Below are 26,713 nucleotides of genomic sequence, written 5' to 3' on the forward strand. Positions count from 1 at the left end.
CGCGGATCGCTGAGGAGTGTCAGGTCCGAGTGGCTATGGGCGTCGATGAACCCCGGCGTGACCACCTGGCCGCGGGCGTCGATCCGCTGCCGAGCCTCGGCCCCATCGAGCACGCCGACAGCGGCGATGCGGCCGTCGCGCACGCCCACGTCCGCCCGGTACTCCGGCGCGCCGGTGCCGTCCACCACCCGCGCGCCCCTGAAGACGATGTCCACGCCGCCGTCCCCCTAGAAGTAGGTGCGCACCAGGTCCACGACGGTGGTCCCGTCGACCACCGGGATGAGCGGCCACTTGTCGAACACCGTGCAGGGGTGGGACAGGCCCAGCCCCACCCAGTCGCCCACCTCGACGTCGTCGCCGGACAGCCGCACGAACGCGTGCTGGTCGTTGAGCGCGGTGACCTCGGCGACCAGCGCCCGCCGCGCCCCGTCGCGCCCGCGCACCACCTGCGGCTCGGGCAGGCCCTCGTCGAACGACGCGTCGCGCTTGCCGATCGTCAGCAGCGCCAGGTCGCGCTGCGGTCGTGACGTCACCTGGGCCCACGCGCGCAGTGCCGGCCGGAACGGCTCCACGCCCTCGATCCGCGAGAACGGCGAGATGCCGCGGTAGAAGCCGTCGTCGTGCGTGATGTACGCGCCGCTGCGCAGCACCGGGGTCACCGGCACCGGCCACGGCTGGGAGAGCGTCGCCGCGACCTGGTCGAAGTACGCGCTGCCACCGGCCGTGACGATCACCGAGTCCAGCTCGTCGAACATCCCGGCGTCGGCCAGCCGCAGCACGAGCGTGCGCAGGTCGTCCAGGTAGCGGTCCACGACGGACCGCGACGACTCGGACGCGTCGTGCGCCAGCGCGCCTTCGTAACCACCGGCGCCGACCAGTCGCAGCACCGGGCTCTGGTCGACCGCCCGCGCGACGGCCAGCGCCGTCTCCAGGTCGCGTGCGCCCGTCCGCCCGCCGGGAGCGCCGAGCTCGACGACCACGTCGACCGGACGGGACGGCGAGAGCTCCTGCAGCGTCTCGCTCATCACCGCGACACCGGCCTCGGAGTCCGCCCAGCAGCTGAACTCGAAGCCGGGGTCGGAGTCCAGTTCGCCGACCAGCCAGCGCAGCGCGGCGGGGTCGAGCAGCTGGTTCGCCAGCAGGACGCGGGAGACGCCGAACGCCCGGTAGACGCGCAGCTGCGACGCGTTGGCGGCGGTGATGCCCCAGACGCCGTGCTCGACCTGCCGCTGGAAGAGCTGCGGCGCCATCGTCGTCTTGCCGTGCGGCGCGAGCTTGACGCCGTGGTTGTCACACCACTGGGCCATCGTTGTCAGGTTGTGCGTCAGCGCGTCGGCGTCCAGCACGACGAGCGGTCCGACGAACTCGTCGGCGAAGAGGTCCAGCCGCCGGTCGGCGACCTCGCCGATGGTCGACCCGAACGTGCTCGACGGCAGGCCCTTGAACCGCCAGCTGACCCGTTCGGAACGGATGCCGGCGACGGCGGAGAGGTCCATCTCCATCAGTTGTTGCATATTTTGCAACTCCCATTGCGCGATGTGATGCTGGAGTGTGTAGCATTCGGGTGCGCCGCCGTCAACGAACACCTCTGGAGCACGCATGCGGTTCGAACACGTCGGCGGTGTCGTGTGCCTCGGCGAGACCATGGTGATGATGGTTCCGGCTGACCCCGGTCCCGTGCACCTGGTGCGCGCCTGGCACCGCGCCGTCGGTGGCGCCGAGTCCAACGTCGCCTGCCACCTCGCGCGTCTCGGTGTGCGGTCCTCCTGGGTCGGCGCGGTCGGCGACGACTCGTTCGGACTGGCGGTGCTCGACGCGGTGAACGGCTTCGGCGTGGACACCTCGGGGGTGCGGGTCGACCCGGTCCGCCCGACCGGCCTCTACGTCAAGGAGGCGTCCCCGGACGGCAGCCCCGTGCGCTACTACCGGAGCGGGTCGGCGGCGTCGGGCATGGGCATGGAGATGATCGACCGGCTCGGCCTCGGCGAGGTGGCACTGGTGCACGTCAGCGGGATCACGCCCGCCCTGTCCGACTCGTGCCTGGCGATGACGCGGGAGCTCCTTCGCCGCCCTCGGCACGGTTTCCGGATCTCGTTCGACCTGAACTGGCGGCCCGCGCTGTGGGCCGGCCGCGACCCGCGCGTGCTGCGGGAGCTCGCGGACATGGCCGACGTCGTGCTGGCAGGGTCGGACGAGGCGGAGCTGGTGTGGGGGACGGGGGACCCCCAACGGCTGCGCGAGCTGCTGCCCGGCCCGGCGTCGCTGGTGGTGAAGCAGGGAGCGGACGGCGCGACGCTGCTGGAGGGCCGCGAGACGTTCTTCGAACCGGCGTTGAAGGTCGAGGTCGTGGAACCGGTCGGTGCCGGTGACGCGTTCGCTGCCGGGTTCCTCGCGGCCACGCTGGCGGAGGAGACCCCGTCGGTGCGGCTGCGCGCGGGCCACCTGCAGGCGGCCTCCGCTTTGCTCACCGCCGAGGACGTCGGAGATCCTTTGCCGGACGACGTGTCGGACCCGCTGCTGCACGCCGACCCGCGGACCTGGGCGTCCGCCCGCCTGGAGGTGTAGATGAGCCAGAGCCTCGACCGCGCGCTCACGCTGGTGGGCCAGCTCGCGACGGGACCGAAGACGCTGGACGAGCTGTCCGGCGTCATCGGCGTGCACAAGTCGACGACGCTCCGGCTGCTGCGGACGCTGGAGTCGCACCGGTTCGTGCAGCGCGACGGCGTGCACCACTACCGCCTCGGCACGGCGCTCTTCGACCTCGCCAACCTGGCCCTGGAGGAACGGGACGTCCGCCGCGCGGCCGAACCGGCGCTGCGCGAGCTCAACGCCCGCCTCGGCCACACCGTCCACCTCGCGTCCTACGAGGACGGTGAGGTGATCTACATCGACAAGTACGAGTCGCGCCACCAGATGCGCATGTACTCGCGCGTCGGCCGCCGCGCGCCGTTGCACTGCACGGCCGTGGCGAAGATCCTGCTGGCCGACCTGCCCGCCGCCGCGTTGCAGAAGGTGCTGGCCAACATGGAGTTCCCGCGCCTGACCGAGAACACCATCTCCGGACCGGCCGCGTACCTGGCGGAGCTGGAACGCGTGCGCGCCAACGGGTACGCCGTCGACAACTCCGAGCACGAGGACTTCATCCACTGCATCGGCGCCCCGATCAGGGGCGCGCGCGGCGAGGTGCTCGCGGCCGTGTCGATGTCCGTGCCGAAGGTGCTGCTGGACTTCGAGGGCCTGCTGTCCCACCTGCCAGACCTGCTCGCCACCGCCGAAGCTGCATCAGTCGAATGCGGTTATGTTCCAAGATGAGGGAGTTTCCGTTGTCCAAGGTTGAGATCAAGACCGCCGACGCGCCGCAGCCGGTGGCCCGTTTCTCCCAGGGTGTGCGCAAGGGCAACATCCTGCAGGTGGCGGGTCAGGTCGCGTTCGACCCGAAGTCCGGTGAGATCGTCGGCACCACCGTCGCCGAGCAGACGCGCCAGACGTTCGCGAACCTCCACGCCGTGCTCGCCGCCGGTGGCGCGTCGATCGACGACGTCGTGATGATCCGCGTCTACCTCACCGACACCGCGCACTTCGCGGAGCTGAACGAGGTCTACGGCGAGTTCGTGACGGACCCGGCGCCCGCGCGCACGACCGTCTACGTCGGGCTGCCGGCCGGCCTGCTGGTCGAGATCGACGCGCTGGCCGTCGTCGACTGATCGCCGCACGACGAACGGGCACCCTCTCCTTCGAGGGTGCCCGTTCGTCGTTGGAACGCTTACCGGGAGATCTTGCCGCCTTCGTACCGCACGCCACCGCCCGTGCTCCGGGCCGTGACAGCGCCGAACGACCCGCGGTAGGTGTAGATCTCGCCGAACGGGTCGCGCCAGGTGAGCGTGAGGTCGCCGCCGTTCAGGTTGATCATCGTGGTGTCGGTGCCCGCCTCGTGCGTGTCGCGGACCTCCCACGCGCGGAACGGCGCGGCCGGGCTCGGCTGCCCGGTCGTGGACACCAGCCCGTTGGCGTCACGGACGCTGACCTCCAGCCCGCCGCGGCTCGTCAGCACGGCCGCCGGCGCACCGGCGGCGGTCAGGTCGCCGACCTGCTGCCACGTGCCGGGGAAGCCCGACGCGCCTTCGCGTTGCGTGTAGATCTTGACGTCCGCACGCCGGACGACGAGCTGCAGCTTCCCGTCGGTGTGCACGACGGCCGCCGGCTTGCCCACGCCGTCGGTGCCGCCGGTGCTGCGCGACGGCGCCAACGTGGAACCGGTGACCTTGCTGGTGCGGAAGGAACCGTCCGCGTACCGGCCGGCCACGTCGATGTCGTCCCCGTTGCGCAGCGCGGTGAAGTCGGCCGTCAGGCCGGAGCCGCCGAGCGATCGCCAGGCGCCGAACGTGCCCTGCGACGGTGCTCCCCACAGCACGAGCTGCTTGCGGTACCAGAGCCCGCCGGAGGCGTCGACGGCGAAGGACACGAGCAGGTTGTCCTTGTCCCGCACCAGAACCGGGTGGCCGACCACGCGACCGGCCAGCGTTCCGAACGACGGCTTCCAGGCGCCGTTCTTCGCCGTGTGCTTTCTCGAAGCCGACTCGGTCGAGAGCTACGTCATCGCGTCACGTGTCTATTGGGCCGAGTACTACCTGACGTTCACCGCCGAGAGTCCCCTTGTTCCGGAGAGCCAGGAGTACAGAGTGGCCAACCCGTCATTGGGCGATGTCCGTTACGCCGACTCGATGTGACCGCCGACGCCTGTGGCAGCATCCGCACCATGAAGTGGTACGCGGACAGACCGGTCAGGCTCACGCGTCAGCTGATCGCCGACCTCCTAGCCGTGGCATGGGTGGCCCTCTGGATCTGGGTGGCCACCACCGCCCACGACTGGGTCCTGGGGCTCAGGGCCCCGGGGGACGGCCTGGTCGACGCGGGCGGCAACATCCGCGACGTCTTCACCAACGCCGCGGACAAGGCGAGGAACGTCCCCCTCGTCGGCAAGGACCTGGCGGGTGCCCTCGGCAACGGGACCAAGGCCGGCGAGACGCTGACGAGTGCCGGCAACGCCCAGATCAGCGTCGTCCAGGACTCCGCGTTCTGGCTGGCGACCGCGCTGGTCGTGGTTCCGGTCCTGTTCCTGCTCATCACCTGGTTGCCGGTCAGGCTCCGGTACGCGCGCAAGGCCGGCGACACCGCGAAGCTCAGGAACAAGCCCGACCTGCTGGCCCTGCGGGCGCTCACCAGCCTCAGCCCGAGGCAGCTGGCCAAGTTCGACGGCGACCCCGCCGTGGCGTGGCGCACGGGCGACACCGACGTCATCGACGAGCTGGCGCGCAGGCAGCTCGCGGCGCTGGGGGTGCGGGCATGATCGCCGTGTCGGTCATCGCGGCCGTGGTGGCCATGTGCGCCACCGCCATCGCCCTGTGGCAGGCGCGGGAGGCCAAGAGCGCCCTGCACGCCGCGAACAAGGCCCGGGACGCCGCCGAGAAGGCCCAGGACGAGGCTCGGGCCGCTCGCAAGGCCGTGGAGCAGGCCACGTCCAGCGCGCTTCAGGCCAAGAACGCGGCGGAGGAGGCCAGGAGCACCACGGCGAAGGCCGAGGACGCCGCCAAGGCGTCACGGGCGCTGGCGGACGAGGCCCAGTTCGCGGCGCAGCAGGCGTCGGTGCAGATCAACGAGATGGCGGAGGTCCTCGCCGCCGAGCGCAGCCGCAGGGGCATGCCGACGTTCGCCATCACGCCGGGGGCGCCGGACGAGTTCCGGCTCAGCTACTTCGGCGGGCCGGCGGTCATCGAGCAGCTCACGGTGTCCGTCGTGCCGGGGAGCAGGGTGCTCGGGTTGTCGCAGTACGACGAGCCGCCCCGCGAGCACCTCGACGTCGGGCCGCTCCACAACGGCTCCGCCGTCACCTTCCGGGCCGCCACCGGGCAACGGGCCAGCGCGGTCTTCCAGATCAGGGCGGAGCCGTGGGAGCCCGTCGTGGTCAGGGCCGACCAGTAGGAGACCGGTCAGTAGACGGGGCCGGTGTACTTCTCGCCGGGGCCCTGGCCGGGCTCGTCGGGAACGGCGGAGGCCTCGCGGAACGCCCGCTGGACCGACTGCAGGCCGTCCTTCAGCGGGGCGGCGTGCGGGCCGAGGTACTCCGACGTCGCCGTCACCAGGCCGGCCAGGCCCGTGATCAGGCGACGGGCCTCGTCCAGGTCGCGGCGCGGGGAGGTGTCGGGGTCCGGGTCGGCCAGGCCCAGGCGCTCCGCGGCGGCGGACAGCAGCATCACGGCGGCGCGGCTGATCACCTCGATGCTGGGGACATCGCCCAGGTCACGGATGCTGTCTTCAAGCGGATCGGTCACGGCCCCATTCAAGCAAGCGGGTGTCGCGGGGCCGCGATTCGGGGGTTGACAAGTGCGTCTGCTACTATTCGTGACGCGACCAGCTCTCGTGAGTGCGAGGGCGGCAAGTGGAGCCCCGCTCCCACCCGCGATCACCGCTTCTTGAGGTGGCCGGGTCCGGTCCTCCTGACACAGGACGCACGGGCGTCCCATGTACAGGTTTGTGATCGGTCGGAAGCGGGCCCTGTCGTCGACATCGACGACGGGGCTCTTGTCTTTGGCGCACACGAGTCTCAAAGGACGTGAATGACAAGTCCCTCGAACCGCGGTGTTCCCGTCAGCACCGAGCCGCGCATCAACGACCGCATTCGGGTGCCGGAAGTTCGTCTGGTCGGGCCGAATGGTGAGCAGGTCGGGATCGTTCGCATCGAGGACGCGCTCCGACTCGCGCAGGAAGCGGATCTCGACCTCGTCGAGGTCGCCGCTCAGGCTCGCCCGCCGGTCTGCAAGCTCATGGACTACGGCAAGTTCAAGTACGAGACCGCGCAGAAGGCTCGCGAGTCGCGTCGGAACCAGCAGCTGACGGTCATCAAGGAGCAGAAGCTCCGCCCGAAGATCGACCCGCACGACTACTTGACGAAGAAGGGCCACGTGGCCCGCTTCCTGTCGCACGGGAACAAGGTCAAGGTGACCATCATGTTCCGCGGTCGTGAGCAGTCGCGCCCCGAGCTCGGCTACAGGCTTCTGCAGAAGCTGGCGGAGGACGTCGCGGAGCTGGGCTTCGTCGAGTCGAACCCCAAGCAGGACGGCCGCAACATGATCATGGTGTTGGCGCCGCACAAGAACATCAAGCCCCGTGTCGCCAAGCACGACGACGACGCGCCCGAGGTGGATGACACCGCTTCGGAAGAGGCCTAGGACGCACGCCCGCCCCCGACCCGGTGGGTAGCTCGAGACGAGGACGGAAATGCCGAAGAACAAGACTCACAGCGGGACCTCGAAGCGCTTCAAGGTCACCGGCAGCGGCAAGATCCTCCGGGAGAAGGCCGGCAAGCGCCACATCCTGGAGAAGAAGTCCAGCAAGGTGACGCGTCGCATGAGCGGCACCGCGGTCGTGTCGGAGAACGACGCCCCGCGCATCAAGAAGCTGCTCGGTCTCTGACCCGCTTCGACACCCCCCAGCTAACTCGGGGGGAGACAGCGCCGGATCTGCCTCGGCGAACTCCTCTCCCCATGAGATCGACAGGATGGACCTGTGGCACGCGTCAAGCGGGCTGTGAACGCCCAGAAGAAGCGCCGTACCACCCTTGAACTGGCGAGCGGTTACCGCGGCCAGCGCTCGAGGCTGTACCGCAAGGCCAAGGAGCAGGTGCTCCACTCGCTCAACTACGCGTACCGCGACAGGCGTGCGCGCAAGGGCGACTTCCGCAAGCTGTGGATCCAGCGGATCAACGCCGCTGCCCGCGCGAACGGCATGACCTACAACCGCCTCATCCAGGGTCTGCGCCTGGGCGGCGTCGAGGTCGACCGCAAGATCCTCGCGGACCTCGCCGTCACCGACGCCACCGCCTTCACGGCCCTCGTCGAGATCGCCCGCGGGGCGCTCCCGGCCGACGTGAACGCTCCGGCCGGGGACCAGGCCTGAGCCAGCACGCTCGAGCACACCGACCCGAGGCAGCTCCGTTCACCGAACGGACGCCTCGGGTCGTTGCTGCTCGCCACCTGACGCGCCGCCAGGGCCGTGACAAGGCCGGCCGCTTCCTCGTCGAGGGAGCCCAGGCCGTCCGCGAGGCACTCGCCTGGCAGGGCGGCGAGGTGCACGAGCTGTTCGTCACGGCGACGGCCGCGGAACGCAACGCCGATCTGCTCCGGAGCGCTGGAGACCAGGGCGTCCGGATCAGCGAGGTCGACGACAAGGCGGCCGCCTCGCTGTCGGAGACGGTGACGCCCCAGGGGCTCATCGCGGTCTGCGACGTCGTGCCACAGCCGCTCGACACCGCTCTGCGGGGCACCCCGCGCCTCGTCGCCGTGCTCCACGGCGTCTCGGACCCCGGCAACGCGGGCACCGTCACGCGCGTGGCCGACGCGGCCGGAGCCGACGCGGTGATCTTCGCGGGCGACACGGTCGACCCGCACAACGGCAAGTGCGTGCGCGCCTCCACGGGCTCGCTGTTCCACCTGCCGATCGCGCGCTCCCGCGACGCGGACGAGGTCTTCGCCGCGTGCCGCCGCGCGGGCCTGCGGCTCGTGGCCGCAGACGGCTACGCCGAGCAGGACCTCGTCGAGGCCTCCGCGCGGGGCGACCTGGCGCGGCCCACCGCGTGGGTGTTCGGCAGCGAGGCCCACGGCCTGCCCGACGACGTGGTCGCGAAGCTCGACACGTCGCTGAAGGTGCCGCTGTACGGCGCCGCCGAGAGCCTGAACCTCGCGACGGCCGCCGCGGTCTGCCTCTACGCCTCCGCGCGGGATCAGCGGAATTGAGCTGACGGGCGTCGGGCGCACCACTACTGTGCGCCCGTGCGCGAATCCGAGATCGAACTCCTCTGCTCCCAGCTCGCCTCCTACTACGTCTTCCCGGACACGGCGGCCGAGATCGCGAAAGTCCTGCGCGCCCGCCTCGACGAGGGCGCCTACTCCGATGTGGACGACCAGGAGTTCGCGGCACGCGTGACCGAGGACCTGCAGAGCGTCAACGGGGACAAGCACCTCCGCCTGCTCTTCAGCGCGGAGGAGGTGCCCGAGACCGGCCAGGAGTCGGCCTGGGACCCGGTGGCGTACCAGAAGGAAGCCGAGCTCGACGCGTTCGGCATCCGGAAGGTCGAGCGCCTCCGGGGCAACATCGGCCTGCTCGAGCTGAGCCTGCTGCACGACGCCGAGATCGCCACGCCCGCGGTCATCGCCGCCATGAACCTCCTCGCGCACACCGAGGCGCTGATCATCGACCTGCGCAACAACGGCGGCGGCGACCCGCACACGGTCGCACTGGTCTGCAGCTACCTCTTCGACGAACCCGTGCACCTCAACGACATCTACAACCGCCCGGACGACACGACCCACCAGTTCTGGACCCTGCCGCACGTGCCGGGCCCGAAGTTCGGCGGCACGAAGCCCGTCTACGTCCTCACCAGCTCCCGCACGTTCTCCGGCGCGGAGGAGCTGAGCTACAACCTCCAGCAGAACGAGCGCGCCACGCTCATCGGTGAGACCACGAAGGGCGGCGCCCACCCCGGCGACCGCTACCGCGTCGGCCCGCACCTCAAGTCCGCGGTGCCCAACGGTCGCGCGATCAACCCGGTCTCCGGCACCAACTGGGAGGGCGTCGGCGTCGTCCCGCACATCGGGGTCCCGGCGGACGAGGCGTTCGACGTGGCCTACGAGAAGGCGACCTCGGCCCTCACGAGCTAGCCCGAAAGCCCTCCGTGACCGGTGGTCGCGACCTGGACTGCCGATCCGGAAAGCCGGGCTGCACGGCGAGATCTACCTCTGCCGCGTTCCGGCGGAGGTCACGAGAGCACGACTCCGGGCGTACGACGCGAGCGGCCGTCTCCTGCGTGACGGTGGGGCCTGAGTCCTGCCGTCCTCGGCCGAGGACGGCAGGACGAGCCACTAGTCCAGCCGCGCGGTCAGTTCGCGCACCAGCGGGTCGGTGCCGGACGGCTTGTTCTGACGCCGCAACGCCTCCGACAGCACCGACAGCACGTTGCCGACCTGGGCGTCGTCGGGCAGCAACGATGCCGCCCGGCGTGCTTCGGCCTCCGCGCCCTCGGCGTCGTCGGCGCCCAGCAGCACCTGGGCGGCGCGCAGCACGACGAACACCCGCCAGTTCTGGTCTCCCAGCGACGCGACGAGGGCCTCGGTGTCGCGGTAGTGCTTCATCGCCAGCGCGAAGTCGCCGGCCTGGCTCCGCACCCACGCGCGGATAGCGAGGATCTCCGCCTGCCGCCGCGTGACCTCGGTGGGCTCGTCGAGCGACGGCAGCAGCGCCTCCGCCTCGTCGACGGCCGCGGTCGTCTCCACCACCTCGTCGTCGGGCAGGGTCGAGGCCAGCTCGACGAGTGAGCCGATCGCCTCCGAGAAATCGCCCTCCTGCTGCCACAACGCGGCGGCCGCGCGCCACGACGCCGTGGCCTCGTCGTGCTTGCCCAGCCGTCCCTGCACGGACGCGAGCGCGTCGAGCAGGAACGCCCGGCGCCCGGCCTCCTCCGGCGGCAGCAGGTCCGTCGCCTCGCGCAGGTAGCGCTCGGCCGCGGGCAGCTCGCCCAGCTTGCGGCACACCTGCCCGAGCCGGAACACCACCTGCAGCCGCAGGTCCTCCTGGCCGTCCTGCAGCAGCCGCAGCGACTCCTCCAGCACCTCGGCCGCCTCGACGAACCGGTCGGTCTGGACGTAGCCGCCGCTCAGCGCGAAGCAGAAGTGCGCGGTGTGACCGGGGGAGAGGTGCACGCGCGAGACCGCCACGGCCTCGCGCAGGTCGCCCAGGCAGGCGCCCTCCTGGTCCAGCTCCTGGATCGCCGCGACCTGGTACCAGCGGGTCTCGGCCGACTCCGGCAGCGGGAACGCCGCCACGAACTCCCGCGCCGTCGCCATGGCCTCGGGAACGCGCTGCAGCAGCGTCTCCAGCCGCAACCGCAGCCGGTAGCCCTCGAACCGCGCGTTCAACGGCAGCTCGCCGGCCATGACCGACACGATGTCCGCGTACGCGCCTTCGAGGTCCTGTTGCCGCGCACGGTGTTCCGCGGTCTCCACGGCGACCCGGCCGCGCAGCTCCGGAACATCCAAAGAGGACGCGAACGCGATCATCCCGGACGCGCGCTCGTGCGAGTGAGCACCGTCGTACAGCTCGGCCAGCGTCAACGCCGCGACCGTCCGCGTGTAGTCCGACGACGCCTCGGCGAGGCACTTCTCGGCGAGCTCCAGACCGCCTTCGAGCCCGACCGCGAGCCGCGCCCGGTACCGCAGGGCCAGGTCGGCCGGCAGTGCCGTCAGCAGCTCCTCGAACGCCGCCGGGTCGAACGGCACCAGGCCCGTCGTCATCCGCCGGATCCCCGCGTGGGCCGCGAGATCGGGCGGCAGCAACGAGTCCATGTCCGCGGGCAGCGAGTCGAGCATCCGCCGCGCCTTCACGAAGTCGCCCTGCTCGTACAGCGTCACCATCGACTCGGCGATCTCCACCGGGTCGCCGGACACGACGGGCTCCTCGGCGGGAGCGGTCACCGGCGCGGCCGGCACGGCCAGTTCGACGTGCGGGTAGTCGGCCTGCTTCAACGACTCCGAGACCCGGTCGACCCACGCCGACGTCCCGTTGCGCGCGTCGAACGCCCTCGCGAGCTCCAGCGCCCGCGACGACAGCCGGTCGAGCAGCTGCGCCGCGGTCAGCGAACCGACCGTCGGCACCTCGAAGACCACGTCGGGCGAAATGCGCTGCAGCAGAACGGAAGCGCACTCCGCGAACGACATCTCGTCGGCGGGCAGCTGCTTCGCCGTCACCTTGTGCAGCGACCGCCGCAGGATGTCCTCGCCGCGCGACAGGTTGCCCGTCAGCGCGCAGAACCGGATGTGCTCGTGCACGTACGAGGTGATCTCGTCGTCCTTGATCAACCGGTACGCGGTGGTGTGCGCGTGCGCCGCCCGTTCGGTGTCACCGATCTCCAGCAACGGCCACAGCAGCGCGGAGAGGATGCCCTGCGGCTGCGTGGCGCAGTTCGTGTTGCCGGACAGGCCTTCCCAGCCGTGCGCGGCGGCCTCGTGGTGCCTGCCCAGCCGCGCCAGCATCCAGACCTGCTCCTCGACCACGCACGCGTCGCAGTCCGCCATCGGCCCCGACTCGGTGGCGAGGTACTTGCCGAGGTGCTCGGCCAGGCCGGTCATGTCACCGACGTGGTAGGCGAGCTCGGCGCGTGCGCCGTGCACCGGCTGCACCGAGAAACCCAGGCGCCCGTAGCGGTCGGCGAGCTGCCCGATCACGGCCCGCAGCTGCTCGAGCGAGAACCGCGGGTCGCGCCGCAGCCCCGTCGCGATCCACTTGTGCGACCAGTTCAGCGAGTGGACCTCGTACTCGTTGAACGCCTCGGGGTCCTTCTCCTCCGCGGCCCGCACCCACGCGAACGGCGCGAGCATCAGGTCGTAGCGCGCCAGGTAGTAGGCCGAGTCGATCATCGCGATCCGGCACGAGACCCCGAGCGGCAGGTGCCCGAGCGCGTCGGACATGCGCGCGGCCCGTTCCAGCGCCTCGTGCTTCGGCATGCCCGTCGGCATGTTGTACGCGTCGAGGAACGCTCTTTCCGCGTCCTCAGCGGTGAAGTCGGCCATGTTCACTTGCCCCCAACGGCGCGGTCCAGCAGTTCCAGGAACGAGCGGTTGAGCGCCGCCGTGTCCTTCGGTCGCATCGCCCGCCTGGCCTGCAGGAGGGCGTGCACGTACAGGGATTCGAGCGTCAGCTCCACCAGCGACGGGTCGGTCAGCCGTGCCAGCCGCTGCACCAGCGGGTTGCGGCAGTTGAGCACCAGCTGCTCCGGCCGCGACGAGCCGGACCCGGCCGTGAGCTGCCCGAGCAGCTCCGCCCACAACGGGTCCGTCGTCTCCTCCGCGGTCTGCTCGGTGTCGAGCCTGCGCTGCTGCTCGGCGTTGCTGATCAGCAGCGCGGGCAGCGAGACCGGGTCGAAGTCGCGGATCACCGCGTCGCAGTCGTGCCGGTCCAGCGCCGCCGCGCCCTCGGACAGCCGCAGCCGCAACGCCGCCTCGACGTCCGGCTCCGGGTCGGCCAGCGCCGCCAGCAGCTCCGACGGCGCCACCCGGCGCGCGACGGCGGGACCGTCGAGCGCGCTGAGCCTGTTCAGCAGCTCCAGGTCGTAGGCGTAGCCGGCGTTCACCAGGCCCAGGCCCTGCGCGGCCGCGACCGGCGCGAGCTGGTGGAACTCGTCGACGTCCGGGATGTAGAGGACCGCGCCGTGCTTGCGCTTGAACTGCCGCAACGGGATCGGGCCGTCCGTGGTCTCGAACGGCAGCCAGCGCTCCACCAGCCGCAGCATCTCGTCGTCGGACCGCGCCAGCGACTTGATGCCCAGGTGGTGCGCGGCCAGCAGCTCACCGGCCCTGCGCGGTTCGATCGCGTCCAGCCTGATCAGCCAGTCGCGGATCTGCTCGCCCAGCTCCTCGCGCACCGCCAGCAGCGTCTCGTCCTGGTACAGCGACTCGCGCGACGCCGTCGGCCTGATCGCGGACGCGTCGACCACGCACCGCACGAAGTAGGCCCAGTCCGGCAGCAGGCCCTCGACGTTGTCGCCGACGAGCATCCGCTTCAGGTACACGCGGTGCGTCTGCCGCGTCCCGGGGTGGACCCCCGACGGCAGCACGAACGCGACACCGGTCAGCCCCGCGGCCTCGACCTCGATCGGGATCGCCTCGAACGGCGTGAACCCGAAGACCTGCTCGCAGTACGCGGAGAGGTCGGCCTCTTCGTCGTCCCACGGACGCACGCCGCGGGTCACCACGTCGCCGTCCACCGTCACGACGGCCGGCAGCAGGTCGCCGTAGTCGCTCACCAACGGCCGCACGACGTCCGCCTCGAGCCAGTGCTCGTTGCCGCGCGAAGCGCTCAGCACCACCGTCGTGCCGACCGGCGCACCGCCCGCGGTGTCCACTTCGGACACGGTGTAGTTGCCGGACGAGTCCGCCTCCCAGCGCACGGCCGGCCCGCCGCGGGCGGACCGCGTGATCACCGTCACCGAGGAGGCGACGAGGAAGCACGACAGCATGCCGACGCCGAACTGGCCGAGGAACCCCTCGCGGGCGAACCCCAGGTCATCGCGCTTCGAGGTGCGACCGAGCGTCGACAGCAGCTCGTGCACCTCGTCCTCGGTGAGGCCCACACCGGTGTCGGTGATCGTCAGCGTGGCACCGCAGGTGATCGTGACGTCGGCGGGGCAGGACGGGTCGAGCTCGCGCCTCGCCGTGATCGCGTCGACGGCGTTCTGGAGCAGTTCGCGCACGTAGACGCGGGGGCTGCTGTACAGGTGGTGGCTGAGCAGGTCGATGATGCCGCGCAGGTCGACGCGGAAGGTGTGCGACATGATGCCGCCATCCTAAGGACGAGACGGGGCTCGACGCCGCCCTTTAACGGAACGTCCGGGAGCGGTCAGCTGCGCACCGACTAGGATCGGCCTGTTCACTACCGAAGTCCGTGACGGGAGCTGTCCTACCACCATGTCCGGAGCCAACGACCCGTACGACCCCAAGGAGGTCGCGGCGCTGTCGGCCGAGAACCTCGACGCGGCCGTGCGGAAGGCGCGCGAGGCGTTCGCCGGAGCTGCCGACCTCGAGGCGCTCGCCTCGGTCAAGCCGGGCCACCTGGGTGACCGGTCGCCCGTGCTGCTGGCCCGCCGCGAGATCGGCGCCCTGCCCCCCAAGGCCAAGGCCGAGGCCGGCAAGCGGGTCAACGAGGCGCAGTCCGCGATCAGGACCGCGTTCGACGAGCGCTTCGCCGTGCTCCAGGTCGAGCGCGACGAGCGGGTGCTGCGCGAGGAGTCCGTCGACGTCACGCTGCCCTGGGACCGCTTCCCGCGCGGCGCGCGCCACCCGATCACCACGCTCGCCGAGCGCATCGGTGACGTCTTCGTGGCCATGGGCTACGAGATCGCCGAAGGCCCCGAGCTCGAGACCGAGTGGTTCAACTTCGACGCGCTGAACTTCGGCAAGGACCACCCCGCCCGCTCGATGCAGGACACGTTCTACATCGAGCCCGGCGACTCGCAGCTGGTCCTGCGCACGCACACCTCCCCGGTCCAGGCCCGCACGCTGCTGGAGCGCGACCTGCCGGTGTACGTCGTGTGCCCCGGCCGCACGTTCCGCACCGACGAGCTCGACGCGACCCACACCCCGGTGTTCCACCAGGTCGAGGGCCTCGCGGTCGACAAGGGCCTCACGATGGGCCACCTCAAGGGCACCCTGGACGCGTTCGCGCGCGCCATGTTCGGCGAGGAGTCGAAGACCCGCCTGCGTCCCTCCTTCTTCCCCTTCACCGAGCCGTCGGCCGAGGTCGACGTGTGGTTCCCGGAGCGCAAGGGCGGCGCCGGCTGGGTCGAGTGGGGCGGCTGCGGCATGGTCAACCCCAACGTGTTGCGCGCCACCGGCGTCGACCCGGACGTGTACTCCGGCTTCGCGTTCGGCATGGGCCTGGAACGCACCCTGCAGTTCCGCAACGGCCTCCCCGACATGCGCGACATGGTCGAGGGCGACGTCCGCTTCACCCAGCCTTTCGGAACGGAGGCCTGATCCGGATGCGAGTCCCGGTCAGCTGGCTGGTCGAACACCTCGGTTTCGACGAAGTCCCCACGCCCGACGAGCTCGCCGAGGCGTTCACCCGCATCGGCATCGAGGTCGAGGAGGTGAGCCCGCTCGGTCCCGTGACCGGCCCGATCGTCGCCGGTCGCGTCGTCGAGATCGAGGAGCTCACCGAGTTCAAGAAGCCGATCCGCTACTGCAAGGTCGAGGTCGGCCCCGAGCAGGTCAACCAGATCATCTGCGGTGCCACGAACTTCGTCGAGGGCGACTCGGTCGTGGTCGCGCTGCCCGGCGCCGTGCTGCCGGGCGACTTCGCGATCGCCGAGCGCAAGACCTACGGCCGCGTGTCGCAGGGCATGATCTGCGCCGCCGACGAGCTCGGCATCGGTGACGACCACTCCGGCATCCTCGTGCTGCCCACCGGCACCGCGCAGCCCGGCGACGACGCCATGGAGCTGCTCGGCCTGAACGACAGCGTGATCGAGCTGGCGCCGACCCCCGACCGCGGTTACGCGTTCTCGGTCCGCGGCCTGGCCCGTGAGATCGCCTGCGCGATGGAGGTGCCGTTCGGCGACCCCGGCGTCGTCGAGATCCCGGAGCCCGAGGGCGAGGCCTGGCCCGTCCACGTCGAGGACCGCGCCGCGTGCCCGCGGTTCGTCGCGCGCCGGGTGTCCGGTGTCGACCCGACCGCGCCCACCCCGTGGTGGATGCGCCGCAGGTTGATGCTCGCCGGCATGCGCTCGATCTCGCTGCCGGTCGACGTCACGAACTACGTGATGCTCGAACTGGGCCAGCCGCTGCACGCGTTCGACGCCTCCTCCCTGTCCGGCGCGCTGACCGTGCGTCGTGCCCTGGCGGGGGAGAAGCTCACGACGCTGGACGACTCGGTGCGCGCGCTGGACACCGACGACATCGTCATCGCCGACGACTCCGGGGTCGTTTCGCTGGCCGGTGTCATGGGGGGCGCCTCGACCGAGGTCAAGGACACGTCCTCGGACATCCTGCTGGAGGCCGCGAACTGGGACCCGGCGTCCATCGCGCGCACGGTCCGGCGGCACAAGCTGCCGTCGGAGGCCGCGAAGCGCTTCGAGCGGACCGTCGACCCGGCTCTCGCGCCGGTGGCGCTGGAACGGGCCGCGAAGCTCCTCAACCACTACGCGGAGGGCTCCATCAAGCCGGGCCGCACCGACGTCGGCGCGGCGGCGCTGCCGCGGCCGGTGTCGATGCCGATCGACCTGCCGGACCGCATCGCGGGCGTCCGCTACGCGCGGGGCGTCACGGCTCGCCGCCTCGGCCAGATCGGCTGCCAGGTCGCCGTGACCACCTCCGACGACGGCCAGACGATCGTGACGGCGACGCCGCCGACGTGGCGCTCCGACCTCGTGCAGCCCGCCGACCTGGTGGAGGAGGTGCTGCGGCTGGAGGGCTACGACACGATCCCCTCCGTGCTGCCGCCCGCACCCGCCGGTCGTGGCCTGACCGAGCAGCAGCGCCGCCGTCGCACGGTGTGGCGCACGTTGGCCGAGGACGGTTTCGTCGAGGTCAAGCCGTTCCCGTTCATCGACCCGTCGGTGTTCGACGCGTTCGGGCTGGCGGAGAACGACATCCGCCGCAACACCGTGGGCGTGCTGAACCCGCTGGAGTCGGACAAGAACGTCCTCGCGACGACGCTGCTGCCGGGCCTGCTGGAGACGTTGCAGCGCAACCTGGCCCGCGGTGTCCGCGATGTCGCGCTGTACAACATCGCCCAGGTGACGTTGCCGCGCGCGCAGCAGGTCCCGGTCCCGTCGCTGGGCGTCGACCGCCGGCCCACCGAGGCCGAGGTGGCCTCGATGCTGGCCGCGCTGCCGCAGCAGCCGCTGCACGTGGCGGGCGTGCTGACGGGCCACCGCGAGCTGGCCGGCTGGTGGGGCAAGGGCCGCGTGGCCGAGTGGCCGGACGCCGTCGAGGCGGCTCGCCGGGTGGGCCAGGCGTACGGCGTCACGTTGCGCGTCGTCGCGTCGGACCTGCTGCCGTGGCACCCCGGCCGGTGCGCCGAGCTGCGCGTGGGCGACTGGCCCGTCGGCCACGCCGGTGAGCTGCACCCGAAGGTGGTCGAGGCGCTGGGCCTGCCGAAGCGGACCGTGGCGTTCGAGCTCGACCTCGACGCGCTGCCGCTGGACGACCACCGCCCGGCCCCGGTGGTGTCGCCGTACCCGCCGGTGCTGCTGGACGTCGCGCTGGTCGTGGACGCCTCCGTGCCGGTCCAGTCGGTGACCGAGGTGCTGCGCGCGTCCGCGGGCGACCTGCTCGAGGACATCCGCCTGTTCGACGTCTACAAGGGTGAGCAGGTGGGCGAGGGCAAGAAGTCGCTCGCGTACTCCCTGCGCTTCCGCGCACCGGACCGCACGCTGACGGTGGAGGAGGCGACCGCGGCCCGCGACGCCGCTGTCTCCGCCGCCGGCGACCGCGTGGGTGCCGCTCTGCGCGCCTGATCGGTCATACCGCGTGAGGCCCGGGATTCGTCGAGAATCCCGGGCCTTGTCGCGTAAGGACGGTCCTGCGTCTTGTGCGCGCTGCGTAGTGGATGAGCGTTCTCCCAGCTTGGTGCCGTAGTCGTCATCGCCAGGAACAGCCACGCCGACGTGCGGCTGACCGTCCGCATGGCGGCCTCGGCCCGGACGCCTGCAAGGACCTCGCGGTCCCGGCCTCCGGAGCGCGTCCCGCGGGTGCGGTGAGCTTCACCGCGCAGATCTCCGGCGCGTCGATCGCCGCCGGTGCCACCGCCGCGGGGGCGGTGCTGTGTCTCCTCGCGGCGCAGCCGGCCTCGGCGGTCAACAAGAGCGGGACCACCTCGCTCCTGACGTACGGCGTGCCCGGTCCGGTCGACCGCGTCCGGGTCCAAGCCGCGGCCGGGAGCTGGACCACCACCCCCACGCCGCGAAACTGCCCATAGGAATTCGCTCGATCGGCTGAATGCCGAGATCCGGGATCTGGATTCAAATCAGCAGGTGGTGGCCCTGTGTAGCTGTCAAGGTGCCAAAAGTCCCGCATTACAAGGGGAAATCGGCGCCCGTCAGGAGCTTGCGCAGTGGGTGAAGCTTCTCCAAGATTGTCGACGCGGCCCGCTGGGCCGAGGGGCGAAGCGATGAACCACCGGGCGAGTCTGGTCGCCGGTCCGGTGGGGAGCGAGAGGCGAACCCACCGCCTGGGAGCAACAACTCTGGAGAGTTGCGCCATGCGTAGTCTGGGTCCGCGCCTCGAGATCGCCGTGTCGTTGACGATTCTCATGGTCGGCGCGGCCGTCGTGGCCGCCATGCACCTCACGTGGCCCGAGCCCAGGCTGCCCGCGATGGCGTACTCGGTGAGCAGCGGCGAGTCCGGCATCCAGCAGCTCAAGCCGTTCGAGATCAACGACATCTCCGGCGCGCCCGTGGAGCTGACGCCGGGTGCCGAGGGGGAGCGCAAGGTGCAGCTCTCCAACCCGAACGCCGTCGACATCATCGTGGAAAGCCTGTCCGCGGTCCCCGGCCAGCCGCTCGACGCCACGCAGCAGCGCGTCGCCGGGTGCCCGGCCGGCGTGCTGACCGTCGTGCCGCTCACGGACGTCGTGGAGATCCCGGCGGGGGGAGCGGTCGAGGTCACCATGAAGGTCCAGGTCGCCGCGGACGTCCCGGCGGCGTGCGCCGAGCTCGTCTTCCCGCTCACGTACTCGGGCCGCGCGAAGCACGGCTAGCCGCGGTCGGCTGCCGCCGCACGCCGGCGGAGTCGTGCAGGTTGGTCATCCGCACGAAACGGCCGTCGCGGACCTCGTGGATCGCGTACTCGACGATCTCGAACGAGGCGCCGGTGGGAGCGACGCCCAGCCACTCCTTCACCGGTGTACCGGTGTTGACGGCGCGCACGGCGATGCGTCCGCGGTCGAACAGCAGCTCCCGCACCTCCCAGTGGAGATTTGGAATCGTGTCGTTGTCGTCAACGGATTCCTCCTCTTCAGTAGTTGATCCGGCCGTGGCGGCTGTGGAACTCGGCGGTGGGCCCGTCCGGACCGAGCAGCGCCAGGGCGGGTGATCGGGCTCCGGCAGCCGCAGGAGCCGTCCTCAGAGGTGCTTGAGCGCTTCACGCCGTGACAACGGCGACAGCTCCGGCCGGGCCTCGACGAACGCCCGCACCCACCCCGGCTCGGTCTTCGCGAACTCCCTCAGCGCCCACCCGATCCCCTTGCGCAGGAAGAAGTCGGGGTCGGCCGCGTTCGCGTCGACGCACGACGTGAGCAGCTCGACGTCGGTCGCCCCCTTGGCGCCGAGCTGGCAGATCACCGACGTCCGGCGGCGCCACCGGTCCGCGTCGACGGACCACTCGAGCATCAGCGGCCGCACGACCTCGGGCGCCGACCGCAGCAGCGGCCCGACCCGTTTCGACGCGATCTCGTCCACGTAGTCCCACCACGCGCCCGTCACGATCATCTCGTCGAACCACGGCAGCAGGTCGGCCGACTGGAAGCGGCGGTCCCCGCTCAGCGCCAGCGCGATGTAGCGCTCCTCGCGGTAGGTCGCCTCCCGCCACAACGTCTGCACGGCGTCGAGCCACTCGTCCCGGTCCTCCACCACGGGCAGTGACTTCAGCAGCTCCGCGCGTCCCGGTTTCCGCACGCCGAGGAACGGCATGCCGGACTTCATGTACGCCTGCATCTCCGGCGCTTTGCGCGAATCCGCGCGCTCCTCGAGTCCGGCTCGAACCGCTTTGATCAAGGGAACCTCAAGTCTCACGCCCAAACGGTATAGCCATAAGGAGTAGCCCTGTTGAGATTATTGGCCCCATTCGTGTCACAATTGCTAACGAATTCGCATAGCATCCTTTGACCCGCCGCCGGTGTGAACAGAAAACGCGCGAGTTCCGGATACAGTTCGCGTTCATGCGCGTGCTCATGGTGGTGGCGGCGCTCGTGCTCGGCAGCATGGGTGCCACCAAGGCGGACACGGTGGATTTCCTGGACCTGCCGCTGGTCAACGGCAACGGTGAGGAGCGGGGTGGAGTGCACCCCGACCTGCCGTACGACCGCGCCGCGCTCGAGCGGGCGCTGAGCTCGTACCGGGACAAGGGCATCTCTCCGGTGCGCTTCAAAGCGTTGTTGTGGCAGTACTGGATTGTGCGCGCCGCCGATGACGCGGGTGTGCGGCTCGCCGACTGGGATCCGCAGGGCAGTGCCGACTCGAACCGCGCGGTGATCTTCGCCGTCTACGACTTCTACGCGAAGCTCTACCTCGATCACCCGGAATCCCTGCGATGGATGGGATTCGCGAACATCGGCGCACCCGCGTTCGCCGCGGGCATGCTCGACCTCGGCACGGTTCCGGAACTGCGGTGGTTCTCGTCGATGCTGATGTCGATGCAGAAGCACATCTTCATGGACCTCGGCGCGATGCACGCCGCCTATCTGCACGGCGGGGTCGGGGCCGTCGAGGAACTGCGCGACGCGGGCGTCATCGACCCGGAGACCACCGCCGCGTGGGCCGACCCGGCGCGGGCCGTCCTGGAGTTCTCGTCCCGCGAGCAGAACCTGGTGATCGCCGACCAGTTCGACAGGATGCGGTCGCGGCTGCTGCCGCCCGGCGAGGTCGTCACGTACGCGATCACCGTGGCCGGTCCGATGCCGGTGCCCGGCGGGAGGACCCCTGCGCGGTTCCGGCCGCTGTTCGGAGGCCCGCTGCCCGCGTTCAACTACGCGGACCGGGAGGACCGCTGGAACTTCCTCGGCAACGACACGGTCCCCGCCTATGAGCGCCTGTCGGAGGACGCCGTGCGCAAGATCGTGAAGCGGCCGTTCGCGGACCGCGTCGCCGAGTACCGCGCCAGGGTCCGGCTGCTCGACCTGATCGCGCCGTTCCGCGCTGACGTGCCCTAGGCGCATCTGCCCTGGACGCGCGGATTCATCCTCCGTTCAGGGGTGGAAACCGATCAGCCGAAGTAGGCTGCTGACCATGACGCCGTACGACTACGACCTGATCGTCATCGGCTCTGGCCCTGGCGGTCAGAAGGCGGCGATCGCGGGTGCGAAGCTGGGCAAGCGCGTGGCGATCATCGACAAGCAGGAGATGGTCGGCGGTGTCTGCGCGAACACGGGCACCATCCCGTCGAAGACGCTGCGCGAGGCCGTCATGTTCCTGACGGGCATGAGCCAGCGCGAGCTGTACGGCGCGAGCTACCGGGTCAAGCAGGACATCACGATCAACGACCTGATGGCTCGCACGCAGCACGTGATCGGCCGCGAGGTCCAGGTCGTGCGCGCGCAGCTGCACCGCAACGGCATCGACCTCCTCAACGGCTTCGGGCGTTTCGTCGACGAGCACACCGTTGCGGTGGAAGGAAGTCACCGCGGCGACCGGACGACGATCAGCGGTGAGTACATCGTGATCGCGACCGGCACGACGCCCGCGCGTCCGTCCGCGGTGGACTTCGACGAGGAGCGCATCCTCGACTCCGACGAGGTCTTCGCCCTCACGGAGATCCCGTCGTCGCTGGTCGTGGTCGGCGCCGGCGTGATCGGCATCGAGTACGCGTCGATGTTCGCCGCGCTCGGGTGCCGTGTCACGGTCGTCGAGCAGCGCGAACGGATGCTGGACTTCTGCGACCCCGAGATCGTCGAGTCGCTGAAGTTCCACCTGCGCGACCAGGCCGTCACGTTCCGCTTCGACGAGAAGGTCGTCGACGTCTCGGTGTCGGAGTCGGGCACCATCACGACCCTGGCCTCCGGCAAGCGCATCCCGGCCGCCGCGGTCATGTACTCGGCCGGCCGCCAGGGCTGCACCGACCATCTCGACCTCGCCGCCGCCGGCCTCGAGGCCGACCGCCGCGGCCGCCTGTCCGTCGACGAGCACTACCGCACGCCCGTCGAGCACATCTACGCCGTCGGCGACGTGATCGGCTTCCCGGCGCTGGCCGCGACGTCGATGGACCAGGGCCGCCTGGCCGCCTACCACGCGTTCGGCGAGCCGGTGCACGAGCTGACGGCGTTGCAGCCCATCGGCATCTACACGATCCCGGAGATCTCGTACTGCGGCGCCACGGAAGCCGAGCTGACGTCGTCCGCGATCCCCTACGAGGTGGGCATCTCGCGGTACCGGGAGCTGGCCCGCGGCCAGATCGTCGGTGACGCGTACGGCATGCTCAAGCTCCTGGTGTCCACGGTGGACCGCAAGATCCTCGGCGTGCACGTGTTCGGCACGGGTGCCACGGACCTGGTGCACATCGGTCAGGCCGTGATGGGCTGCGGCGGCACGGTCGACTACCTGGTCGACACGGTCTTCAACTACCCGACGCTGTCCGAGGCCTACAAGGTCGCGGCCCTGGACGCCACGAACAAGATCCGCGCGCTGGACCGGTTCACGACCTCGTGAGACCGGCGTCGTGGGCCACGATGGCGGCCTGCACGCGGTTGGTGACCTCCAGCTTGGGCAGGATCCGGCTGATGTGCGCCTTCACCGTGCCGGTCGCCAGGTAGAGCCGCTCGCCGATCTCGGTGTTGGACAGTCCCTCGCCCACGAGCTCGAGCACGGTGCGTTCCGTCTCGGTCAGCTTGTCGATCTTCCTGCGCGCTTCCGAGCTGTCGTTCGGGGCGGTCAGGTGTCTTTCGATCAGGCGCTTGGTGATCTGCGGGGCGAGGATGGGTTCGCCCTGGGCTGCCTTGCGGACCGCGTTGATCAGGTCCTGTGGCGGGGTGTCCTTCAGGAGGAAGCCCGTGGCGCCTACCTTGAGGGCCTGGGCCACGTAGGAGTCCTCGCCGAACGTCGTCAGCATGACCACGTTGGTGTGTTCGGCGATTTGTTCCGCGGCTTTCAGGCCGTCGCCTCCTGGCATTCGGATGTCCAGGAGGGCTACGTCGATCATGTGCTGGTGGGTCAGGTCCACTGCCTGCCGGCCGTCGGATGCTTCGGCGACCACGGTGATCTCGGGGTCGTTCTCGAGGATCAGGCGGATGCCGGCGCGCATCAGCGTCTCGTCGTCGGCGATGAGAACTCGGATCACGGTCGCCACCTTAAGCGGTGGGGGTGTATTCGGTGTGCTTGTCGCGTTCCAGCGGAGGGGTCACCCTTGCCGAGCGGGTCGCGTTCCAGCGCGGTTGCTCATGGGCGTTCCTGGGTCTTCGACTCCAGCTTGCCGTCCCTGAAGCAGAGTTTGTAGACCAGTTCGGCGTTGTGCGAGGTCCTGTACCGCGAGCAGCCGTCCACGCCGAGCTGGCCGAAGCCGAACTGGCCCATCACCTCCTCTTCGGACGTGATGCCCACCTTCAGCGAGTCGAAGTACGGTGCGTTCATCTGGGTCGGGTTGAGCAGCGTGAACAGCAGCAGTACGGACAGTGCTCCCGCGATCGGGACCAGTGCCAGCAGGCCCAGGCAGCCGCCGCCCAGCACTCGTGGCACGGTCAGCACCTCTGCCGCCGGCGGAGGCGGGACCTCGGTCACCTCCGCTGTGGTCTGGTCCGGCTGGGCCGCGGGGTGCAGGGGTACGTCGGCCGCCACTCGGAAGCCGCCCTCTGGTGGGTGGCCCGCGCTGAACGAGCCGCCCAGCAGGCCCACCCGTTCCTCCAGGCCGATCAGGCCTCGGCGGGTGCCCTTGCCCGGGGTGGTGGTGGAGGGGCCGTTGAGGACCTGGATTCGTGCCCGGCCGCCCTGGACCGCCACCTGGACTCTGGCTCGGGTGGAGGGGGCGTGTTTGTGGACGTTCGTCAGGGCTTCGCGGACCACTCGGTGGACGGCTCTGCGGGTGCGCGGGTCGGCTCCGTGCAGGTCGTCGCCTGACCAGTCGAGAGTGACGGTGAGGCCTGCCGCTGCTGAGCTGTCGACCAGCGCGGTGATGTCGGAGCGGGTGCCCGTGTCCTCGTCCAGGGACTCCGGTTCCGGGTTGGTGCGGAGGACGCCGAGGATCTCCCGCAGTTCCGCCATCGCCAGGGACGAGGTGGTGCGGATCAGTTCTGCCTGTTCGTGCAGTTGCGGGGCCTTGGTGGCGGTGGCCAGCTCCAGGGCTCCGGCGTGGATGGAGATCAGGCTCAGGCGGTGGCCGAGCATGTCGTGCATCTCGCCCGCGATGTGGGCTCGTTCTTCTGAACGGGCTGAGGCCGCGGTCAGGGCCCTGGCCCGTTCCAGGTACTCGTTGCGTTCCTGCAGGAGGCGGACCATCGGCCTGCGGCGGCCCAGCAGCATGCCGGAGACGGCGGGGAAGAGCACGAAGAAGATCGATCCGATGACCGAGCCGAGCAGCGCCTCCCAGAGAGGGAGGGCGAGGTAGCTCTCCTGGAACAGGCTGAAGGCGCTCTGCAGCACCGTCATGATTCCCAGCAGCGCCCACAACCTGCTCAGCGGCGTGATGCGCCTGCACGCGGCGAAGACCACGAACATCGTGATGGCCTGCGCCGAGAAGTTGTTGACCGCGAAGAGCGGTGCGGTCAGGAGTAGCGCCCACTCCGGTTTGCGCGGCGCCAGCCACACCAGGGTCGCGATCCACGACGCCGTCGCGACGGTCAGCACCGGGTGGGGGACCGGGGCCAGCGGGGCGATCAGCGGCACCAGGCCTGCCAGCAGGGCGAGCGCGGGCCAGACGAACCTCATCGAGCCAGCTCCTTCTTCGTGGCCAGCACGCCGTACTCGTCGAAGCAGAGCTCGAAGTCGAGGGCGTCCGAGTCGCTCGCGTGGTAGCGGGAGCAGCCCGCGTTGTCCGAGTGCACGCCGAAGCCGAACGTCTCGGTCACCTCCTCCTCGTGCACCACCGAGATCTCGAACGCGTCGAACTCCTGCCTGCTCATCTCGCCTCGGCCGAAGATCGCCACGACGAGCAGCACGAACGCCGTGCCGAGTGCCGGGACCACCGCGAGCGTGGCGAGGCAGCCGCCGCCGACCACGCGCGGCACGGTCAGGACCTCGGCGGTGATCGGGGGAGGCGCCTCCGTCACGGAGCCCGCCGACCCCGTCTCCTCCTGCACCACCGGGTGCGACGGCAGGTCGGCCGCGACCCGGAACCCGCCCGCGAACGGACGCGCGTCGAACGACCCGCCGATCAGCTCGACCCGTTCGTCCAGGCCGATGAGCCCGCGCCGGGTGCCGCCGCCCCTCGGTTCGCTGCTCGGGCCGTTGACCACTTCGACGCGCACGCGTTCAGCGACCTGCACCGAGACGCGGGTTCGTGCGGACGGCGCGTGCTTGTGGACGTTCGTTAGTGCTTCACGCACGACTCGATGCACCGCTCTCCGCAGGCGTGCGTCGGCATTGGACAAATCGTCGCCCGACCATTCCAAGACGACCGATACGCCCGCAGCGGCAGATGCCGCCACGAGCCGTTCGACGTCCGTGCGCGTACCGGCGTCCTCGTCGGCGTCAGTCGACGTACCCAGCACGCCGAGGATCTCGCGTAGCTCGTCCATCGCGACCGCGGACGTCTTGCGGATCAGCTCGACCTGTTCTCGCAGCTCAGGCGCCTGTTCGACGGCGGAGTGCTCCAGGGTTTCCGCGTGGGCGGTCAACTGCCGGAGGCGGTGGCTGAGCATGTCGTGCATCTCGCTCGCGATGTGTGCGCGCGTCGCCGACCTCGCGGTGGTCGCCGTCAACACACGCGCGTGTTCCAAGTAGTCGTTGCGTTCCATCAAAACCTGCGTCAACGGCTTGCGCCGCCCGATGAGCGCACCGGCGACAGCGGGGAAGACCAGCAGGAACACGACGGTGAACGCGGTGGCGAGCGCGTACTCGGTCGGGCTGTCTCCCGCGCGCCACGCGTAGAGGCCGCCGAACCCCGCCTGCAGCACCGCGGTGGTGCCGATCAACGCCCACAGCTCGCCCTGGGAGCGGACTGACCGGGCGGCTCGGAAGACCACGAGCGACGTCGGGGCGAGCGCCAGCAGGTTGTTGACCGCGTTCAGGGGAGCGGTGAGCACGATCGCCCACCGCGGCCGCCACGCGCTGAGCGGCACCAGCGCGGCGGCCCACACCGCGGACGCCACGACCAGCCACCACTGGCCCGGCCTGCCCAGCGGCGCCACCAGCGTCACGAGCGCCAGCAGGAAGGCGCTCGCCATCCACAGCCCGTCGCGCACCCTCACGTTCACGCTGATCATCATGGTCGACCGCGGTGAGGCGGCCCAGCGCCAGGTGGCCCGAACG

At 70.4% G+C, this 26,713-nt stretch carries 27 protein-coding genes and 1 pseudogene; 17 read left to right on the forward strand and 11 right to left on the reverse strand.

Annotated elements, in window-relative coordinates; translation table 11 throughout:
• Positions 1-215, reverse strand: a pseudogene (locus VM306_RS03050) (D-aminoacylase); the annotation flags it as partial.
• Between the two features lie 12 nt (positions 216-227).
• Positions 228-1,514 (reverse strand): amino acid deaminase, encoded by a 1,287-nt coding sequence (locus VM306_RS03055; protein WP_325510660.1) that lies wholly within the window; start codon positions 1,512-1,514, stop codon positions 228-230.
• 85 nt (positions 1,515-1,599) lie between these two features.
• On the opposite strand from VM306_RS03055, the gene VM306_RS03060 reads away from it, so the two are divergent.
• From VM306_RS03060 to VM306_RS03070, 3 genes are read left to right on the forward strand one after another with little or no spacing between them, the layout of a single operon-like run.
• Positions 1,600-2,565, forward strand: coding sequence for a sugar kinase (locus VM306_RS03060; protein WP_325510661.1), 966 nt, complete (start codon positions 1,600-1,602; stop codon positions 2,563-2,565).
• A complete protein-coding gene (locus tag VM306_RS03065) occupies positions 2,566-3,312 on the forward strand; it encodes an IclR family transcriptional regulator (protein WP_325510662.1) in 747 nt (248 codons plus the stop codon).
• Positions 3,313-3,323: 11 nt separating this feature from the next.
• On the forward strand, positions 3,324-3,704 hold the full coding sequence (locus VM306_RS03070; protein ID WP_030481733.1) for a RidA family protein: 381 nt from the start codon (positions 3,324-3,326) through the stop codon (positions 3,702-3,704).
• A 59-nt stretch (positions 3,705-3,763) separates the two neighbouring features.
• On the opposite strand, the gene VM306_RS03075 is transcribed toward VM306_RS03070, so the two are convergent.
• A complete protein-coding gene (locus VM306_RS03075) occupies positions 3,764-4,486 on the reverse strand; it encodes a hypothetical protein (RefSeq protein WP_325510663.1) in 723 nt (240 codons plus the stop codon).
• Here VM306_RS03075 and VM306_RS03080 point away from each other — a divergent pair.
• Genes VM306_RS03080 through VM306_RS03090 form a run of 3 tightly spaced genes read left to right on the forward strand, consistent with a single transcriptional unit; the run spans position 4,476 to position 5,979 of the window.
• Positions 4,476-4,727 (forward strand): hypothetical protein, encoded by a 252-nt coding sequence (locus tag VM306_RS03080; RefSeq protein ID WP_325510664.1) that lies wholly within the window; start codon positions 4,476-4,478, stop codon positions 4,725-4,727. The two genes, VM306_RS03075 and VM306_RS03080, sit on opposite strands and share 11 nt — an antisense overlap.
• 29 nt (positions 4,728-4,756) lie before the next feature.
• Complete coding sequence (locus VM306_RS03085; RefSeq protein WP_325510665.1) at positions 4,757-5,347, forward strand: hypothetical protein; 591 nt, start codon at positions 4,757-4,759, stop codon at positions 5,345-5,347.
• Positions 5,344-5,979, forward strand: a complete 636-nt coding sequence (locus VM306_RS03090) for a hypothetical protein (RefSeq protein ID WP_325510666.1) — start codon at positions 5,344-5,346, stop codon at positions 5,977-5,979. Before VM306_RS03085 ends, VM306_RS03090 begins: the two co-directional genes overlap by 4 nt.
• An 8-nt stretch (positions 5,980-5,987) precedes the next feature.
• Here the strand turns inward: VM306_RS03090 and VM306_RS03095 are convergent, their stop codons facing one another.
• Positions 5,988-6,329, reverse strand: coding sequence for a DUF1844 domain-containing protein (locus tag VM306_RS03095; RefSeq protein WP_325510667.1), 342 nt, complete (start codon positions 6,327-6,329; stop codon positions 5,988-5,990).
• Positions 6,330-6,614: 285 nt separating this feature from the next.
• Here VM306_RS03095 and infC point away from each other — a divergent pair, with 285 nt between their 5' ends.
• The 5 genes from infC (at position 6,615) to VM306_RS03120 (ending at position 9,713) form a co-directional block, all read left to right on the forward strand.
• On the forward strand, positions 6,615-7,226 hold the full coding sequence (infC, locus tag VM306_RS03100) for a translation initiation factor IF-3 (RefSeq protein ID WP_325510668.1): 612 nt from the start codon (positions 6,615-6,617) through the stop codon (positions 7,224-7,226).
• 49 nt (positions 7,227-7,275) lie between these two features.
• The gene (rpmI, locus tag VM306_RS03105) at positions 7,276-7,470 is read left to right on the forward strand and encodes a 50S ribosomal protein L35 (protein WP_086663968.1); all 195 of its coding nucleotides are present in this window, start codon (positions 7,276-7,278) and stop codon (positions 7,468-7,470) included.
• 93 nt (positions 7,471-7,563) lie between these two features.
• Positions 7,564-7,953 (forward strand): 50S ribosomal protein L20, encoded by a 390-nt coding sequence (gene rplT / locus VM306_RS03110; RefSeq protein ID WP_325510669.1) that lies wholly within the window; start codon positions 7,564-7,566, stop codon positions 7,951-7,953.
• Entirely contained in the window at positions 7,950-8,789 is an 840-nt protein-coding gene (locus VM306_RS03115) for an RNA methyltransferase (protein ID WP_325510694.1), read from the forward strand. The genes rplT and VM306_RS03115 overlap by 4 nt, the downstream gene beginning before the upstream one ends.
• Before the next feature lie 36 nt (positions 8,790-8,825).
• On the forward strand, positions 8,826-9,713 hold the full coding sequence (locus tag VM306_RS03120) for a S41 family peptidase (protein ID WP_325510670.1): 888 nt from the start codon (positions 8,826-8,828) through the stop codon (positions 9,711-9,713).
• 201 nt (positions 9,714-9,914) lie between these two features.
• On the opposite strand, the gene VM306_RS03125 is transcribed toward VM306_RS03120, so the two are convergent.
• Both VM306_RS03125 and VM306_RS03130 read right to left on the reverse strand, forming a co-directional pair.
• Entirely contained in the window at positions 9,915-12,617 is a 2,703-nt protein-coding gene (locus VM306_RS03125; RefSeq protein WP_325510671.1) for a hypothetical protein, read from the reverse strand.
• A gap of 2 nt (positions 12,618-12,619) precedes the next feature.
• Positions 12,620-14,377, reverse strand: coding sequence for an HSP90 family protein (locus VM306_RS03130; protein WP_325510672.1), 1,758 nt, complete (start codon positions 14,375-14,377; stop codon positions 12,620-12,622).
• Between the two features lie 133 nt (positions 14,378-14,510).
• Between VM306_RS03130 and pheS the strand changes: the two genes are divergently transcribed.
• The 4 genes from pheS (at position 14,511) to VM306_RS03150 (ending at position 19,302) form a co-directional block, all read left to right on the forward strand.
• Positions 14,511-15,578: a phenylalanine--tRNA ligase subunit alpha gene (gene pheS / locus VM306_RS03135; RefSeq protein WP_325510673.1), complete on the forward strand. Its 1,068-nt coding sequence runs from the start codon at positions 14,511-14,513 to the stop codon at positions 15,576-15,578.
• A gap of 5 nt (positions 15,579-15,583) precedes the next feature.
• Positions 15,584-18,061 (forward strand): phenylalanine--tRNA ligase subunit beta, encoded by a 2,478-nt coding sequence (gene pheT, locus VM306_RS03140; protein ID WP_325510674.1) that lies wholly within the window; start codon positions 15,584-15,586, stop codon positions 18,059-18,061.
• Positions 18,062-18,300: 239 nt separating this feature from the next.
• Positions 18,301-18,522, forward strand: a complete 222-nt coding sequence (locus tag VM306_RS03145; RefSeq protein WP_325510675.1) for a hypothetical protein — start codon at positions 18,301-18,303, stop codon at positions 18,520-18,522.
• 282 nt (positions 18,523-18,804) lie between these two features.
• Positions 18,805-19,302: a hypothetical protein gene (locus tag VM306_RS03150; RefSeq protein ID WP_325510676.1), complete on the forward strand. Its 498-nt coding sequence runs from the start codon at positions 18,805-18,807 to the stop codon at positions 19,300-19,302.
• Here VM306_RS03150 and VM306_RS03155 read toward each other — a convergent pair.
• The gene (locus VM306_RS03155) at positions 19,271-19,657 is read right to left on the reverse strand and encodes an ester cyclase (protein ID WP_325510695.1); all 387 of its coding nucleotides are present in this window, start codon (positions 19,655-19,657) and stop codon (positions 19,271-19,273) included. The two genes, VM306_RS03150 and VM306_RS03155, sit on opposite strands and share 32 nt — an antisense overlap.
• 9 nt (positions 19,658-19,666) lie before the next feature.
• A complete protein-coding gene (locus VM306_RS03160) occupies positions 19,667-20,335 on the reverse strand; it encodes a DNA alkylation repair protein (protein WP_325510677.1) in 669 nt (222 codons plus the stop codon).
• Between the two features lie 146 nt (positions 20,336-20,481).
• Between VM306_RS03160 and VM306_RS03165 the strand changes: the two genes are divergently transcribed.
• Entirely contained in the window at positions 20,482-21,471 is a 990-nt protein-coding gene (locus tag VM306_RS03165) for a hypothetical protein (protein ID WP_325510678.1), read from the forward strand.
• 76 nt (positions 21,472-21,547) lie between these two features.
• On the forward strand, positions 21,548-22,963 hold the full coding sequence (gene sthA / locus VM306_RS03170) for a Si-specific NAD(P)(+) transhydrogenase (protein WP_325510679.1): 1,416 nt from the start codon (positions 21,548-21,550) through the stop codon (positions 22,961-22,963).
• Here the strand turns inward: sthA and VM306_RS03175 are convergent.
• The 3 genes from VM306_RS03175 to VM306_RS03185 form a co-directional block, all read right to left on the reverse strand.
• The gene (locus VM306_RS03175) at positions 22,950-23,591 is read right to left on the reverse strand and encodes a response regulator transcription factor (protein ID WP_325510680.1); all 642 of its coding nucleotides are present in this window, start codon (positions 23,589-23,591) and stop codon (positions 22,950-22,952) included. The genes sthA and VM306_RS03175 overlap by 14 nt on opposite strands.
• Before the next feature lie 98 nt (positions 23,592-23,689).
• On the reverse strand, positions 23,690-25,171 hold the full coding sequence (locus VM306_RS03180) for a sensor histidine kinase (RefSeq protein ID WP_325510681.1): 1,482 nt from the start codon (positions 25,169-25,171) through the stop codon (positions 23,690-23,692).
• Positions 25,168-26,658, reverse strand: coding sequence for a sensor histidine kinase (locus tag VM306_RS03185; RefSeq protein WP_325510682.1), 1,491 nt, complete (start codon positions 26,656-26,658; stop codon positions 25,168-25,170). Before VM306_RS03185 ends, VM306_RS03180 begins: the two co-directional genes overlap by 4 nt.
• Positions 26,659-26,713: the final 55 nt, after the last annotated feature.

This window comes from Lentzea sp., assembly GCF_035525475.1.
Classification (GTDB): domain Bacteria; phylum Actinomycetota; class Actinomycetes; order Mycobacteriales; family Pseudonocardiaceae; genus Lentzea.

Excerpts from the sequence above, each read along its gene's own strand:
- VM306_RS03055 (WP_325510660.1), bottom strand. The coding sequence starts at position 1,514 with ATGCAACAACTGATGGAGATGGACCTCTCCGCCGTCGCCGGCATCCGT.
- VM306_RS03060 (WP_325510661.1), top strand. The coding sequence starts at position 1,600 with ATGCGGTTCGAACACGTCGGCGGTGTCGTGTGCCTCGGCGAGACCATG.
- VM306_RS03065 (WP_325510662.1), top strand. The coding sequence starts at position 2,566 with ATGAGCCAGAGCCTCGACCGCGCGCTCACGCTGGTGGGCCAGCTCGCG.
- VM306_RS03085 (WP_325510665.1), top strand. The coding sequence starts at position 4,757 with ATGAAGTGGTACGCGGACAGACCGGTCAGGCTCACGCGTCAGCTGATC.
- VM306_RS03090 (WP_325510666.1), top strand. The coding sequence starts at position 5,344 with ATGATCGCCGTGTCGGTCATCGCGGCCGTGGTGGCCATGTGCGCCACC.
- infC (WP_325510668.1), top strand. The coding sequence starts at position 6,615 with ATGACAAGTCCCTCGAACCGCGGTGTTCCCGTCAGCACCGAGCCGCGC.
- rpmI (WP_086663968.1), top strand. The coding sequence starts at position 7,276 with ATGCCGAAGAACAAGACTCACAGCGGGACCTCGAAGCGCTTCAAGGTC.
- VM306_RS03125 (WP_325510671.1), bottom strand. The coding sequence starts at position 12,617 with ATGGCCGACTTCACCGCTGAGGACGCGGAAAGAGCGTTCCTCGACGCG.
- VM306_RS03130 (WP_325510672.1), bottom strand. The coding sequence starts at position 14,377 with ATGTCGCACACCTTCCGCGTCGACCTGCGCGGCATCATCGACCTGCTC.
- pheS (WP_325510673.1), top strand. The coding sequence starts at position 14,511 with ATGTCCGGAGCCAACGACCCGTACGACCCCAAGGAGGTCGCGGCGCTG.
- pheT (WP_325510674.1), top strand. The coding sequence starts at position 15,584 with ATGCGAGTCCCGGTCAGCTGGCTGGTCGAACACCTCGGTTTCGACGAA.
- VM306_RS03150 (WP_325510676.1), top strand. The coding sequence starts at position 18,805 with ATGCGTAGTCTGGGTCCGCGCCTCGAGATCGCCGTGTCGTTGACGATT.
- VM306_RS03165 (WP_325510678.1), top strand. The coding sequence starts at position 20,482 with ATGCGCGTGCTCATGGTGGTGGCGGCGCTCGTGCTCGGCAGCATGGGT.
- sthA (WP_325510679.1), top strand. The coding sequence starts at position 21,548 with ATGACGCCGTACGACTACGACCTGATCGTCATCGGCTCTGGCCCTGGC.
- VM306_RS03180 (WP_325510681.1), bottom strand. The coding sequence starts at position 25,171 with ATGAGGTTCGTCTGGCCCGCGCTCGCCCTGCTGGCAGGCCTGGTGCCG.